This window comes from Streptomyces sp. BI87 (assembly GCF_025957665.1).
GTDB lineage: Bacteria > Actinomycetota > Actinomycetes > Streptomycetales > Streptomycetaceae > Streptomyces > Streptomyces albidoflavus.
In genome coordinates, this window is sequence record NZ_CP110079.1 from 6,104,796 (window position 1) to 6,118,433 (window position 13,638).

The 13,638-nt window shown below is 74.4% G+C and carries 12 protein-coding genes; 8 read left to right on the forward strand and 4 right to left on the reverse strand.

Annotated elements, in window-relative coordinates; genetic code table 11:
- The first annotated feature begins 115 nt into the window (after nucleotides 1–115).
- Both OIM89_RS27300 and OIM89_RS27305 read left to right on the forward strand, forming a co-directional pair.
- Entirely contained in the window at nucleotides 116–1,897 is a 1,782-nt protein-coding gene (locus tag OIM89_RS27300; RefSeq protein WP_217466361.1) for a PP2C family protein-serine/threonine phosphatase, read from the forward strand.
- Nucleotides 1,894–2,367 carry a response regulator gene (locus OIM89_RS27305; RefSeq protein ID WP_030695195.1) on the forward strand — a complete coding sequence of 158 codons (474 nt, stop codon included), beginning with the start codon at nucleotides 1,894–1,896 and terminating at the stop codon, nucleotides 2,365–2,367. The genes OIM89_RS27300 and OIM89_RS27305 overlap by 4 nt, the downstream gene beginning before the upstream one ends.
- Here OIM89_RS27305 and OIM89_RS27310 read toward each other — a convergent pair.
- Both OIM89_RS27310 and OIM89_RS27315 read right to left on the reverse strand, forming a co-directional pair.
- Nucleotides 2,328–4,664 (reverse strand): ATP-binding protein, encoded by a 2,337-nt coding sequence (locus OIM89_RS27310; protein WP_030695196.1) that lies wholly within the window; start codon nucleotides 4,662–4,664, stop codon nucleotides 2,328–2,330. The genes OIM89_RS27305 and OIM89_RS27310 overlap by 40 nt on opposite strands.
- Before the next feature lie 56 nt (nucleotides 4,665–4,720).
- Nucleotides 4,721–5,350 (reverse strand): TetR/AcrR family transcriptional regulator, encoded by a 630-nt coding sequence (locus tag OIM89_RS27315; protein WP_264491687.1) that lies wholly within the window; start codon nucleotides 5,348–5,350, stop codon nucleotides 4,721–4,723.
- Nucleotides 5,351–5,462: 112 nt separating this feature from the next.
- Here OIM89_RS27315 and OIM89_RS27320 point away from each other — a divergent pair, with 112 nt between their 5' ends.
- Entirely contained in the window at nucleotides 5,463–6,941 is a 1,479-nt protein-coding gene (locus OIM89_RS27320) for an amidase (protein ID WP_030695198.1), read from the forward strand.
- 21 nt (nucleotides 6,942–6,962) lie between these two features.
- On the opposite strand, the gene OIM89_RS27325 is transcribed toward OIM89_RS27320, so the two are convergent.
- Nucleotides 6,963–8,294, reverse strand: coding sequence for a flavin monoamine oxidase family protein (locus OIM89_RS27325; RefSeq protein ID WP_264491688.1), 1,332 nt, complete (start codon nucleotides 8,292–8,294; stop codon nucleotides 6,963–6,965).
- An 84-nt stretch (nucleotides 8,295–8,378) separates the two neighbouring features.
- Nucleotides 8,379–8,801 (reverse strand): Rieske (2Fe-2S) protein, encoded by a 423-nt coding sequence (locus OIM89_RS27330; RefSeq protein WP_195731276.1) that lies wholly within the window; start codon nucleotides 8,799–8,801, stop codon nucleotides 8,379–8,381.
- Between the two features lie 151 nt (nucleotides 8,802–8,952).
- Here OIM89_RS27330 and OIM89_RS27335 point away from each other — a divergent pair, with 151 nt between their 5' ends.
- From OIM89_RS27335 to OIM89_RS27355, 5 genes are all read left to right on the forward strand, one after another.
- Nucleotides 8,953–9,789 (forward strand): HipA family kinase, encoded by an 837-nt coding sequence (locus OIM89_RS27335; protein ID WP_175457760.1) that lies wholly within the window; start codon nucleotides 8,953–8,955, stop codon nucleotides 9,787–9,789.
- Nucleotides 9,786–10,172: a DUF3037 domain-containing protein gene (locus OIM89_RS27340; RefSeq protein WP_030695202.1), complete on the forward strand. Its 387-nt coding sequence runs from the start codon at nucleotides 9,786–9,788 to the stop codon at nucleotides 10,170–10,172. The genes OIM89_RS27335 and OIM89_RS27340 overlap by 4 nt, the downstream gene beginning before the upstream one ends.
- Before the next feature lie 168 nt (nucleotides 10,173–10,340).
- On the forward strand, nucleotides 10,341–11,102 hold the full coding sequence (fabG, locus tag OIM89_RS27345; RefSeq protein ID WP_003946894.1) for a 3-oxoacyl-ACP reductase FabG: 762 nt from the start codon (nucleotides 10,341–10,343) through the stop codon (nucleotides 11,100–11,102).
- A 31-nt stretch (nucleotides 11,103–11,133) separates the two neighbouring features.
- A complete protein-coding gene (locus OIM89_RS27350; protein WP_003946893.1) occupies nucleotides 11,134–11,889 on the forward strand; it encodes an SDR family oxidoreductase in 756 nt (251 codons plus the stop codon).
- Between the two features lie 125 nt (nucleotides 11,890–12,014).
- A complete protein-coding gene (locus OIM89_RS27355; RefSeq protein WP_030695203.1) occupies nucleotides 12,015–13,595 on the forward strand; it encodes an ABC transporter substrate-binding protein in 1,581 nt (526 codons plus the stop codon).
- Nucleotides 13,596–13,638: the final 43 nt, after the last annotated feature.

The following is a 13,638-nucleotide window of genomic DNA, read 5'->3' on the forward strand; positions in this document are numbered from 1 at the left end:
CCACCAGTGATCTTGGTCCGGCGCTCCCCCCTTCACCGGAGGAGCGTCCCGCGTGGCAGCCGTAGCATGCCCGTCGCAGGGTAGGTAGGTCTCATGCCGACGGGTGGAAGGTGTCATGGTGGAACCGGGTACGGACGTACCGGCGCGGGCCGAAGCACCTTTCGACGGGTGGGCCGCCTGGCTGCACCGGCTGTGGCGGGTGGGCACCGACGCGGATGACATCACCGCCCTGGCCTCGCTGGTCTACGAGGCGCTGCTCGACGACCCCGGAGTCACCGTCGTCGCCGGGGCCCGCTGGGAACGCGGCCGGTCCAGCTACGTACGCCATCGCGGCCGGGGCGGCACGGAGGTCACCACCCTGCCGGGCTGCGACCACACCGAGGGACCCTGCGCCCCGCCCCCGCTCGACGACGGCCCCACGCTGCTGCTGATCCGCCCGGACGACCCGGAGATGCTGCTGCCCTGCCCCGGCGGGAGGGCCCTGCGGGACGCCGGGGCGGCCGTCGTGGTGCGCTGCGTCTTCGACCTGGGCGACGGCGACCGGGCCGCCCTGTGGGTCGGGGCCGGGCGGGAGCCGGGAGCGCCGTGGGTCGCGCGGACCGGGGAGCGGCTGCGCCAGATCGCGGACGTGCTGACGGTGAGCAACCAGCGCATCCTGGAGTCCCGGCAGCACGAGCGGCGCCAGGCCATGGACGCCTTCCTCGCCGAAGCCTCCTTGCAGATGGCCGAGAGCCTCGACGTGGAGGAGACGCTGCGCCGGGTGGCCCGGATGGCCGTACCCGCCGTCGCGGAGGGCTGCATGGTCCACCTCGCGGACTCCCGGGGCACCCTCTCCGCAGTCGCCGTCGCGCACATGGCCTCCGACGCGCAGGCCCGGCTCCGCGAGGTCGCCGAGGACGACCCCTGGCTCGCCAAGGAGCTGCTGCGGGGCGCCGAACGGCGCCATGGTCTCGTCCTGACCGGCGAGGACCTGGAGGGCGGCCCCTTCGGTCCCGGCGCGCCCGGACCCCCCGTCCGCGCGATGAGCGTCAGCCCGCTGGCCGCGCGGAACCGGGCGCTCGGCACCCTCACCTTCCTCTACAGCCGCGACAGCGCCGACGCCGACCGCTGGCTCCTCACCGACCTGGCCGGCCGGGCCGCCCTGGCCATCGACACCAGCACGCTGTACGAGCAGCGCCGTCGCCACGTCGAAGAGCTCCAGCGCCACCTGCTGCCGCCGGGCCTGCCCGACTGCCCGGGGCTGGAGCTGAGCGCCGCGTACCAGGTCGCCGACGACAGTCTCGACGTGGGCGGGGACTTCTACGACGCCGTGCGGGTCGGAGACCGGCTCGCCGTCTTCATCGGCGACGTCTGCGGCCGGGGCGCGGAGGCCGCCGCCTACACCGGGCTGGCCCGGCACACTCTGCGCACCCTGCTGGAGAACGGCACCTCGCCGACGGCGGCGCTGGCCCGGCTCAACGGCGCCCTGATCGCCCAGCGGGCCTCGCGCTTCGTGACGGCCCTGGTCGCGGTCCTCACCCCGCGGGGCGAGGGGGCGTGGCGGGTGCGCGTCGCCAACGCCGGGCACCCGCTGCCGCACGTCGCGCGGGCGGGAGGGGAGGTGTCCGCGGTTCCGGCGCAGGGGATGCTGCTCGGCGTCGTGGAGCAGGTCGCGTACCGGGCCGTCTCCTTGACGCTGGGGCCCGGGGACGCCCTCGTGCTCCACACCGACGGGCTCTCCGAGGCCCGGGCCGCCGACGGCTCCTTCTTCGAGGACCGGCTGCCCGAGGCGGTCGCGCGATGCGTGGGTGAGAACGGCGGCGGTGCGGACGGGCTCATCGGCCAGGCCGCCCGCTTCCGGGTGTCCGGCGACGACGACACCGCCGTGGTGATCGTCCAGGTGGAGGGAGAACGGTGACGGACGACGGTCGGCCGGCGGCACGACGGGTGGACCTGACGCGGGTCCTGGTGGTGGAGGACGTCGAGGAGGACGTCGAGGCGATCGAGCGGGCGCTGAACCAAAGCCATCCGGCGCTGCGCCTGGAGTTCACCGCGCACGGCGACGGCCTCGCCGAGCGCCTGCTCGCGCGCCGCGAGGAGCTGCCCGGCATGATCCTGCTCGACCTCAACACGCGCGGCGAGGACGGACTCGAGGGCCTCGCGGCCCTGCGCGCCCGCCCGGAACTCGCCGACCTCACCGTGGTGGTCTTCACCTCCTCGACGGCCCCCGCCGATGTCGACGCCTGCTACGCCGCGGGCGCCGACAGCTACATCTACAAACCGCTCAACTTCGACCTCTTCCGTACCGTGCTCAAGGGCGCCGTCGACTACTGGCTGCAGGCGAAGGGTCAGCCGCCGGCCGCGCCCGGCTCCCCGAGGGTGAAGTAGAAGGCCGTCCCCTCGCCCGGGGTGCTGGTGAGCCAGACGCGTCCGCCGTGCCGCTCCACGATCCGCCGTACGACGGCGAGGCCGACGCCGGTGCCGCCGCTGTACTCGGCAGGGCCGTGCAGCCGTTGGAAGAGCCCGAAGACATCGTCCTGCCGCTCCGGCGGGATGCCGATGCCGTTGTCCCGGACCACGACCGCCCGCCCGCCGGGACCGGGCCCGACTTCCTCCACCCCGACCTCGACGGTCCTGTCCGGGCGGTCCGCGGCGTACTTGGCGGCGTTGACCAGGAGGTTGACCAGGACGTCGTCGAGCCGGTCCGGGTCTGCGTCCACCTCGGGGAGCCGGTCGGGCCGCAGCACCCGTACCCCCGCTTCGGCGAGCCGGGGCCCGGCCACCTCCAGGGCGTGGTCCAGGGCCCGGTCCAGCTCCACCCTGGTCCGGCGCAGCCCGCCGCGGCCCGCGCGGGAGTAGTGCAGCAGGGAGTTGAGCAGGTCGTCCATGCGGCCGGCCAGCCGCCGCATGGTGGAGAGCCGGCGCACGCTGGTGGCGTCCAGCCCGGCCCCGGCATCCTCCGCCAGGAACTCCGCCGCGTGGGAGATGCCGCGCAGCGGCTCCTTCAGGTCGTGCGCGGCGGCGTGCGCGAACGAGTCCAGGTCCTCGTTGATGACGCGGAGTTCCTCGTTGAGCGCGCTCAGCTCGTCGGCGTGCCGCAGCACCATCCCGGTCAGCAGCCGCCACAGCTCCACGGCGGTGTGCTCCTCGCGCGCCTGCCAGGGCAGGCTGCGGCCCCGCGTCACCGAGCGGAAGACCGCGCCCGAACCGCGCGGGGTAAGCCGCTCTCCGCGCGGGCCGACCCGCACCGGGCGGTCGGGGTCGGCGGCCCACCGGCGCGGCTCGGGCCGCTCGACCCGCGTCCAGGCCAGGTACGAACGGCCCCGCTCCAGCGCGATCAGCAGGACACCGGACGGGCCGCCCTCGGCCGCCGAGGCGTCGGCCCCGCCGGCCTCCAGCGTCTCGGCCAGCCGGTCGGTCGCCCACACCTGGCCCGGCGCCAGTCCGGCCGCCAGCCGCCTCAGTTCGTCCGCGAGCCGCGCACCGACGGCCGGCCCGGTGGTGCGCACCCGGCCGTCCCGCGCCACGACCAGGCCGTCCGCGCCGGTCAGTTCGCGCACCTCGGCCTCGTGCCGCAGCAGAGAGTCGTACACGTCGGTGCCGAGCAGCCGGGCCACGGCCGCCGCCCGGCCGCTGACGCCGACCAGCGAGTCGGCCCGGTCCCGTTCCTCCAACGCCGTCAGTTGCAGTGCGAACGCGGTGCCGAACAGCTCGCAGGCCGAGCGGACCTCCGGGCCCAGCCGCCTGGGGTCCGCCCCGTGGCAGGCGATCAGCCCCCACAGGCGCCCGTCGCGCAGCACGGAGACCGACATCGAGGAGCGGACCCCGATGTTGCGTAGATACTCCAGGTGGAAACCGGAGACCGTGCGCAGCCCCGCCCGGGAGAGGTCGAGGATGTCACCCGTGTCCGCGCGCCGTTCCGGCACCAGCCGGGAGGTGGCGTCGTCGACGTCGCCGATGACCCGGATCCAGTTCTCCTCGTAGAGCCGGCGCGCCTGCGGCGGGACGTCCGTCGCCGGGAACCACAGGCCGAGCCAGGGCTCCCACCCGTTGGTCACGGACTCGGCCACCACCTCGCCCGGTCCGTCGGCCCCGTCGAAGCGGTACGCCACCACCCGCTCGAAGCCGGTCAGCGCGCGCATCTCCCGGACGGCGGTGGCGCAGCACCCGGCGACGGAGGTGGCCGAGCGCAGCCGGCCCAGCGCACGCCGGACGCCCTGGTAGAAGTCGCGGGAGGCGGCGGGGTCGCCCTCGCCCGGTTCGAACTCCAGGACCAGCAGGCCGTCGCGCCGGTGCACCGACAGGTCGAACGCCTGGGGCGAGGGGCCCGCGCCCGCCGTCACCGGCAGCGAGAGGACCGCGCCCTCGCCCTCGGCCGACAGCGCGACGGCCTCCTCCCAGTCGGAGGCGCCCAGCACCCGCAGCACCGAGCCGCCCACCAGCTCCCGCGCCTCGACACCGAGCAGCCGGGCCGTGTTGTCGGCGGCCGTGACGACCGTGCCGCTCGCCACCTCGGCGGCGAGCAGGGTCCCGTGCGACTGGATGCCGCCCAGCAGGTGGATGGGTTCGCGGACGCAGGCGGAGAGGTCGAAGCCCTCGTCCGTCGCCTGTTCGGCCTCGTGGAACCGCCGCGAGAGCCAGTCGTCCGCTGCGGTGGTGGGGTCGTCATCCGGGTCTGCGTTCATCCGCACATCCTCACCCGGCGCGGTGGGCGTACGTCGCGCCGAGGGCCCGCCGTGGCTCAGCGTGTCGCGCCGCCGCCCCGCGAGACTCCCGCGAGCATCGCCCGCAACCCCTCGATCAGCGCGGCGAGCCCCGTCTCGAAGGCGAGCTCGCGGTGGTGGGGCGGGGCCGTGCGGAGCGGGTCCAGGCCCGGCGGCAGGTTCTGTGCCGTCAGCCCGGCCTCGGGGGGGGCGTCGAGGTCCAGGGCGGAGCCGGTCAGGAAGTACTCGACCGAGCGGACCACGGGCAGCAGCCGCTCCTCGGGCCAGCCCGCCGCGCGCAGCGCGTCGAACGCCCTGGCGTACGCCTCCAGGGCGGCCGGGACGCGGACCGGACGGGCGGCGATCAGCGGGACCGCGCGGGGGTGGGCGGCGAAGGCGGCGCGGTAGGAGCGCGCCCAGCGGTCGATGACCTCGGTCCAGGGGCCGGTGGCGTCGGCCAGGTCCATCTCGGCGACGATCAGCGCGTGGAGGCCGTCCACGATCTCGTCGCGCCCCGACACGTAGGCGTAGAGGGAGGGCCCCTTGACGCCGAGCCGCTGGGCCACGCGGGTCGTGGACAGGGCGTCCGGCCCCTCCTCGTCGACCAGCGCGAGGGCGGCCCGCATGATGCCCTCACGGCTCACCAGCCGCCGCGGCGGTCTGCCCATTCCGGTACTCCTCGTGCTCCCACGGCGTCCGACGGCCTCTTGTCGGTGACCGGGCAGCAGTGTACGTTCCGGGCGTATAAAACTACGATACATAGTTTTACGGAGGCCGGGCATGGAGTACGCGGAGTACCGGGCGCACGACGCGGTGGGGCTGGCCGCGCTGGTGGCGGGCGGGGAGGTCACGGCGGCGGAGCTGCTGGAGGTGGCAATGGCCCGCGCGGAGGCGGTCGACGGCAAGCTCAACGCGATCGTCCGCCCGATGCGCGACCTCGCCCGCGAGCGCGCCAGGACCCCGCTGACCGGGCCTTTCGCCGGAGTCCCCTTCCTCATCAAGGACCTCTCGCAGGACTACGCCGGACTGCCCACCGGGAGCGGGAGCCGCTCGCTCGCCCACCAGCCCGCCGAACGGCACAGCGCGGTGGTCGAACGCTGGCTGGAGGCGGGGCTGGTGATCTTCGGCAAGACCAACACCCCCGAGTTCGGGGCGAAGGGCATCACCGAACCGGAGGTGAACGGGCCCACCCGCAATCCCTGGGACCTCACCCGTACCCCGGGCGGCTCCTCCGGCGGATCGGCGGCCGCCGTGGCCGCCGGGGTCGTGCCGATGGCCGGGGCCAACGACGGCGGCGGCTCCATCCGCATCCCCGCCGCCTGCTGCGGCCTCTTCGGGCTGAAGCCGGGGCGCGGCCTGGTCCCGGCCGGCCCCGCCACCGCCGAGGACCTGCACGGCGCCGCCACCAACGGGGCCGTCTCGCGCACCGTCCGCGACAGCGCCGCCCTCCTCGACGTCCTCACCGCGCGCCCCGACCCCGGCGGCCCCTACCTGGCCGCCCGCCCCGAGCTGCCGTACGCCGAACTCGCCCGTCGTACGCGCCCGTTGCGGATCGGGTTCACCACCCGCTCGCCGATCGGCACCGAGGTCGACCCGCACGCGGTCGCCGCCGTGGAGGAGACGGCGGGGCTCCTCGCCCACCTGGGACACGAGGTCGAGCCGGCCGAACCGGAGACCGACCACCGTCAGCTCGCCCTCGACTTCCTCGCCATGTGGACCACCCAGCTCGCCCAGACCGTCGACGAGATCCGCCGCACGACCGGCGCCGGCCCCGGCGACTTCGAACTCGACACCCACCTGCTGGCCGCCGCCGGACGCTCCCTGCCCGCGCCCCGCTACTACGCCGCCCACCACCGCTGGAACACCTACAGCCGGCAGCTCGCCGCCTTCCACGACCGTTACGACCTGCTGCTCACTCCCACCCTGGCCCGCCCGCCGGTGCGCCTCGGCGAGCTGGACACCCCCGCGCCGGTCCGCGCCCTCGCCCGCGGGCTGATGAAGGTGGGACTGCTCGGCACGCTGGCCGGGACCAAGGCGTGGGAGCGCGCGGTCATGGCCAACCTGGCGGCGACCCCGTACACCCAGCTCGCCAACATCACCGGGCGGCCCGCGATGAGCGTGCCCACCTACCGCACCCCCGAAGGGCTGCCGCTCGGCACCCAGTTCGTCGGGCCGCTGGGCGGGGAGGGGACGCTGCTCGCCCTCGCCGCGCAGATCGAGGCCGAGCAGCCGTGGGCCCAGCTGGAACCGACCCTCTGATCCCGGGCGCGGGAACAGAGCTCACAGCGACCGGCGTACCTGCTCGGCCGCCCGGTACCCGGACTCCACGGCCCCGTCGAAGTACCCGTTCCAGTGGACGGCGGTCTCGGTCCCGGCCCAGTGCAGCGGGCCGACCGCCTCGCGCAGGACGGGGCCGAAGGTGGTCCACGCGCCCGGTACGAGGTGGCCCGAGAAGCAGCCCCGGGTCCATTCCTCGGCGAGCCAGTCGAACTCGACGAACTCCTCCGGCTCGCCCGCCTCGGGCCCGAACAGGGCGGTGAGGTGGTCGAGGGCGGCGCGGCGGCGGGCACCGGGTGCCTGGCGGCGCAGCAGGGCGGCGTCCGCGCCGTAGGCGAAGCCGGTCAGCACGGCCCGGGGCGCGCCGGGCGGCGTGTTGTCCACCGTCTCCGTCAGCACGCCCTCGGCCGACTGCGCGACCCCGGAGAGGCCGGCGGCCCGCCAGAAGGGCCGGGCGTAGACGGCGTGGATCTTCAGCGCCGTCCCCGCCGGCATGCGCTGGAGCAGGCCGGCACGGAGCGGGGGCAGGGCGGGGGAGTAGTGGAGGCGGCCGGCCAGCACCGGCGGGACGGCGAGCACCACGCGGGCGGCGTCCACCACCCCGCGCGGTGTGTGGACCCGGGCCGCGTCCGGGGCGTACTCGACGGTGTGCACCGGCTCGCCCAGCCGCAGGGTGCCCTCGGGCAGCGCCGAGGCCATGCGGTCCGCGAGTTGCTGCGCGCCGCCCACGAACCGGGTCTCCTGGGCCCCGCCCTCGTAGCCGAGCAGCGGCCCGGTGCCGCCCGCGCTCGCCACGTAGAAGAGGGTCTCCAGGAGGGAGTTCTCCGCCGACCCGCCGGAGAGGAGGCCGCCGGAGACCAGCCGTCCCACCAGGTCGCGGGCGGCGGGCGGGGCGCCGGTCTCCGCCAGCCAGGTGGCGAAGGTGCGGCCGTCCTGGCCGGCCGCGTCGGGGGCGGTCCAGGGCCGGGCCGGCGGGACCTCGCGGGCCAGGAGGTCGAGTGTGGCCAGCACCTCGGCGGCCTCGGCGGGGAGCGCGTCCAGGCGCTGCCCGCCGTACTCGACCACCGCCGCGCCCTCGCCCGGCGTCGGGTAGGTCCGCACGGCATGGCGGTGGACCAGGTCGGCCATGTGGCGCTGGGTGGGGCCGATCCACTGGCCGCCGAGGTCCAGCTGGGTGCCGTCGGCCAGGAAGCGGGTCAGGGCGCGGCCGCCGACGCGGGGGCGGGCCTCCAGCAGCCGTACCGAGAGCCCGTCGCGTACCAGCGCGTCGGCGGTGCTCAGGCCCGCGAACCCGGCGCCGACCACCACCACGTCGCACTCGCCGTACCGCGCCATCCCGCCGCCTTCCCCTGCCGCCGACCGTGTCCGACGCCAGCCTCACCCGGCAGGGAGCGGCCCGCATCCCGGCGGGCGGACCGGTCAGGTCAGCCGGAGGCGGTCGCCGTCGACCTCGACGCCGACCGGGGGCAGCGCCTTGGTGGCGGGCGGCGCCTGCACCGAGCCGTCGGCCGCCGAGAAGCGGCTGCCGTGGCAGTCGCAGGTGATGACCGAGTCCTTCACCCCCGAGACCAGGCAGCCCGCATGGGTGCAGACCGCGCTGAACGCCTTGAACTCGCCCTTCTCCGGCTGGGTCACCACCACCTTGTCGTCGGCGAAGACCTTGCCGCCGCCCACCGGGATCTCCCCGGCCGGCCCCAGCTCCTTCCCGGCCGACGGCTCCTCGCCCCCGCCCGACTCCCCGCCCCCGCAGGCGGCCAGCGCCCCCGCCAGCCCCGCCCCCGAGACCGCGGCCACGAAACACCGCCGCGTCGCCCCGCCGCCCGATCCACTCGTCGTATCCATGACACTCCGTCGCCTCGGCCCGGCCGCCGGACCGGCTCCGGCGGAGCGGCCATTGTCCCGGACCCGGGCGCCCGCGCGGGGGAATTCGGCGGTGCGCCGCCCGGGCCGGCGGCCCGGCGGGGGCCGCCCGGGCCGCACGTAGTGTGGGCGCATGCTCACCGAAGTCTCCGTGACCCGCTACATCACGCCGCTGCGTGAGGGCGGGTCCCTCCCCGGTCTGGTCGAGGCGGAACGGGACGGCCACCGCGCCCCCTACGTCCTCAAGTTCAGCGGCGCAGGACAGGGCCGCAAGACCCTGGTCGCCGAGGTCGTCTGCGGGCAACTGGCCCGCGCCCTCGGCCTGCGCGTCCCCGAACTGGCGGCGGTCCGGCTCGATCCCGTCCTCGGCCTCGGCGAGCCCGACGAGGAGGTGCAGGCCCTGCTCAAGTCCAGCGGCGGCCTCAACCTCGGCATGGCCTACCTCAGCGGTGCCCTCGGCCACGACCCGCTCGCCTACACCGTGCGGCCCGACGAGGCGGCCCGCGTCCTGTGGTTCGACGCCCTGGTGGGCAACGTCGACCGCTCCTGGCGCAACCCCAACCTCCTGGTCTGGCACGGCGACCTCTGGCTCGTCGACCACGGCGCCACGATGATCTGGCACCACAACTGGCCCACCGCCCCCAAGTCCGCGCTGCGCCCCTACGACGGCGGCGGCCACGTGCTGGCCCCCTTCACCTCCGCCCCCGAGGTCGCCGCCGCCGACGCCGAGCTGCGCCCGCGGATCACCCAGGAACTGCTCGCCGAGGTCACCGCCGACATCCCCGAGGTCTGGCTCGACGGCGAGCCCGGCTTCGCGACCCCGGACGAGGTCCGCCGCGCGTACGCCGAGACCTTGCTGACCCGTGCCGAGGGCCTCCTCGGCCGGCTGACCCTCCCCTCCGGCCTCGCCCCGGCCGGACCGCCCTACGGCTGGCGGCTCCCCGCCACCGGTGAGGAGCCCCGCCCGTGACCGACGGCCTGGACGTCTTCGAGTACGCCACGCTCCGCGTCGTCCCCCGCGTCGAGCGCGGTGAGCTGATCAACGCCGGGGTGGTCGTCTACTGCCGCGCCCGGGGCGTGGTCGCCGCCCGCACCCACCTCGACGAGACCCGGCTCGCCGCCCTCGACCCCGCCGCCGACACCACCGGCGTACGGGCCGCCCTCGCCGCTGTCGAGCGGGTCTGCGCGGGCGGCGACGCGGCCGGCCAGGCGGCGGGTGACGACGCCGGGCGGCGCTTCCGGTGGCTCATCGCCCCGCGCTCGACCGTGGTGCAGCCGGGGCCGGTGCACACCGGCCTCACCGACGACCCCGAGGCGGAGGCGGACCGGCTGCTGCACCAGCTCGTGCTGTGATCCTCGTCCGGCTCTCCGTGTGCCGTTGACACCGGGTGCCAGGGCTTCTAGCGTCACGACGGGAGAAGGTACTAAGCGGTCGCTCACCTGTGGGGGACGGCCGTCGCCCGGGGCCGCAACCCACGGCTTCGCAGGAGTTCCAGGATTTCCAGGACGAGGAGAACCAGCATGTCCACCACCGAGCAGCGCGTCGCCGTCGTGACCGGGGCCGCCCGCGGCATCGGCGCCGCCACCGCCGTGCGGCTGGCCGCCGAGGGCCGTGCCGTCGCCGTCATCGACCTCGACGAGGCGGCCTGCAAGGACACCGTCGAGCAGATCACCGCCGCCGGGGGCCGCGCGCTGGCCGTCGGCTGCGACGTCTCCGACGAGGCCCAGGTACAGGCGGCGATCGACCGCATCGCCGCCGAGCTCGGCGCGCCGACCATCCTGGTCAACAACGCCGGCGTCCTCCGCGACAACCTCCTCTTCAAGATGAGCGCGTCCGACTGGGACACCGTCATGAACGTGCACCTGCGGGGCGCCTTCCTGATGAGCCGCGCCGTGCAGAAGCACATGGTCGACGCCAAGTTCGGCCGGATCGTCAACCTCTCCAGCTCCTCCGCCCTCGGCAACCGCGGCCAGGTCAACTACGCCGCCGCCAAGGCCGGCCTCCAGGGCCTGACCAAGACCCTCGCCAAGGAGCTGGGCAAGTTCGGCGTCACCGCCAACTCGGTGGCCCCCGGCTTCATCGCCACCGACATGACCGCCGCCACCGCCGAGCGCGTCGGCATGGGCTTCGACGACTTCCAGGCGGCCGCCGCCACCCAGATCCCCGTCCAGCGCGTCGGCACCCCCGACGACATCGCCAACGCCATCGCCTTCTTCACCGGCGACGCGGCCGGCTTCGTCTCCGGCCAGGTCCTGTACGTGGCCGGCGGCCCGCTCAACTGACCCCGCCGCAGAGAACAGGGACGACACCATCATGACTGTGCAGGACAGCGGCAAGGTCGCACTCATCACCGGCGCCAGCCGGGGCATCGGCTACGGCGTCGCCGAGGCGCTGGTCGCCCGCGGGGACCGGGTCTGCATCACCGGCCGTACCGAGGAGACCCTCAAGGAGGCCGTGGAGCGGCTCGGCGCCGACCGGGTCATCGGGGTGGCGGGCAAGGCCCACGACACCGACCACCAGGCCGAGGCGGTGGCCCGGACCATGGAGGCGTTCGGCCGCGTCGACTTCCTGGTCAACAACGCCGGTACCAACCCGGTCTTCGGCCCCATCGCCGAGCTCGACCTGAACGTGGCGCGGAAGGTCTTCGAGACCAACGTGATCTCGGCGCTCGGCTTCGCCCAGCAGACCTTCAGGGCCTGGCAGGCGGAGAACGGTGGGGCCATCGTCAACATCGCCTCGGTCGCCGGCGTCTCGGCCTCCCCCTTCATCGGCGCGTACGGCATGAGCAAGGCCGCCATGGTCAACCTCGGCCTCCAGCTCGCCCACGAGTTCGCGCCCAAGGTGCGGGTCAACTCCATCGCCCCGGCCGTGGTGAAGACCAAGTTCGCCCAGGCCCTCTACGAGGGGCGCGAGGAGGAGGCCGCGGCCGCCTACCCGCTGGGCCGGCTCGGGGTCCCCTCGGACATCGGTGGAGCCGCCGCCTTCCTCACCTCCGAGCAGTCCGCCTGGGTCACCGGGCAGACACTCGTGGTCGACGGAGGCATCTTCCTGAATGCGGGCGTCGGCTGACGAAGCCCCGCGCACGGGACGTTCGACGCATCAAGTTCCCCGCCGGTCCTGGCACTTGGACCGGCGGGGACCTGCGGTAAGGTGCGCCAACCCCCCCTTGGCATGGCCGATCGAGGAGCGAGCGCGTGTTCAACCGGAATCGATGTCTGCGTGTGGTGGCGGCCGTGGCGTCCACATCCCTGCTGGCGGGTTGCGGCCTGGTGTCGTCCGACGGCGAGGAAGAGGAGCAGGAGATCGTGGTCGGCACCATGAGTGCCCCCACCACCCTTGACCCGGCCGCCGCGTGGGACGGCTCCTGGGAGCTGTACCGGAACATCTTCCAGACCCTGGTGGCCTTCCCGCCGGGCGCCACCGAGCCGGAACCGGACGCCGCCGAGAGCTGCCGCTTCGTCGACACCCGCAACAAGGCGTACGAGTGCACGCTGCGCGAGGGCCTCACCTTCTCCGACGGCGCCAAGCTCGACGCCGACGCCGTCAAGCACTCGGTGGACCGCATCGTCACCATCAACGACAAGCGCGGCCCCGCCGGCCTGCTCGGCAGCCTCGACCGGGTCGAGGCGAAGGACGAGCGGACGGTGACGTTCTACCTGAACAAGCCGGACGCGACCTTCCCGTTCGTGCTCTCCGCGCCCGCCTTCTCGATCGTCTCCCCGAAGTCCTATCCGGCCGACAAGCTCCGCGAGGGCGACAGCGCGGTCGGCTCCGGGCCGTACACGCTGGAGGACTACAAGCCCGAGGGCCACGCGGACCTGGCCAAGAACGCCACCTACAAGGGTCCCGCGAAGGTCGGCAACAGCGCGGTCTCCATCCAGTACTTCAAGGACTCCGGCACGATGGTGGAGGCGCTGAAGAAGGAGGAGATCGACGTCACCTTCCGTGGCCTCGCCGCCGAGGACGTCGTCGCCCTCAACGGGGAGAACCGCAAGGCGGGCATCCAGCTGGTCGAGGCGGCCGGCACCGAGATCCGCTACCTCGTCTTCAACCCGAAGGACCCCTGGGCCAAGAACCCGGCCGTCCGCAAGGCCGTCGCCCAGACCGTGGACCGCGGCGCGATAGCCCACAAGGTCTACCGGGACACCGTGGAGCCGCTCTACTCGATGGTCCCCCGGGGCCTCACCGGCCACGCCACCAGCTACTTCGACCGCTTCGGCAAGCCGGACGAGAACAAGGCCGCGCAGATCCTCTCCGAGGCCGGGATCAACGAGCCGGTCCCGCTGACGCTCTGGTACACCACCGACCGGTACGGCTCGGCCACCGAGAAGGAGTTCAAGGAACTGAAGCGGCAGCTCGACGGCTCCGGGCTCTTCGACGTGACCATCAAGGGCCGCCCGTGGAAGACCTTCGAGCCCGGCTACCGCAAGGGCGAGTACCCCGTCTTCGGGCGCGGCTGGTTCCCCGACTTCCCCGACGCGGACAACTTCATCGCCCCGTTCGTCGGGGAGAACAACGCGCTGAGCACGCCGTACCTCGCCAAGGAGATCACCGACGACCTGCTGCCGCAGTCGCGCCGGGAGAGCGACCGGGGCGCGGTCGCCGCGCAGTTCGAGAAGGCGCAGTCGATCATGCTGGAGGACACCCGGCTGCTGCCGCTGTGGCAGGGCAAGCAGTACATCGCCGCCAGCGAGGAGATCGCCGGCGCCGAACGCGCTCTCGACCCCTCGGCGATCATGATGATGTGGGAGCTGAGCCGCAAGCAGAGCTGGTAGCGGCGGGCCGCCCCTCCCCGTCGGCCGGGGAGGGGCCGGGGCG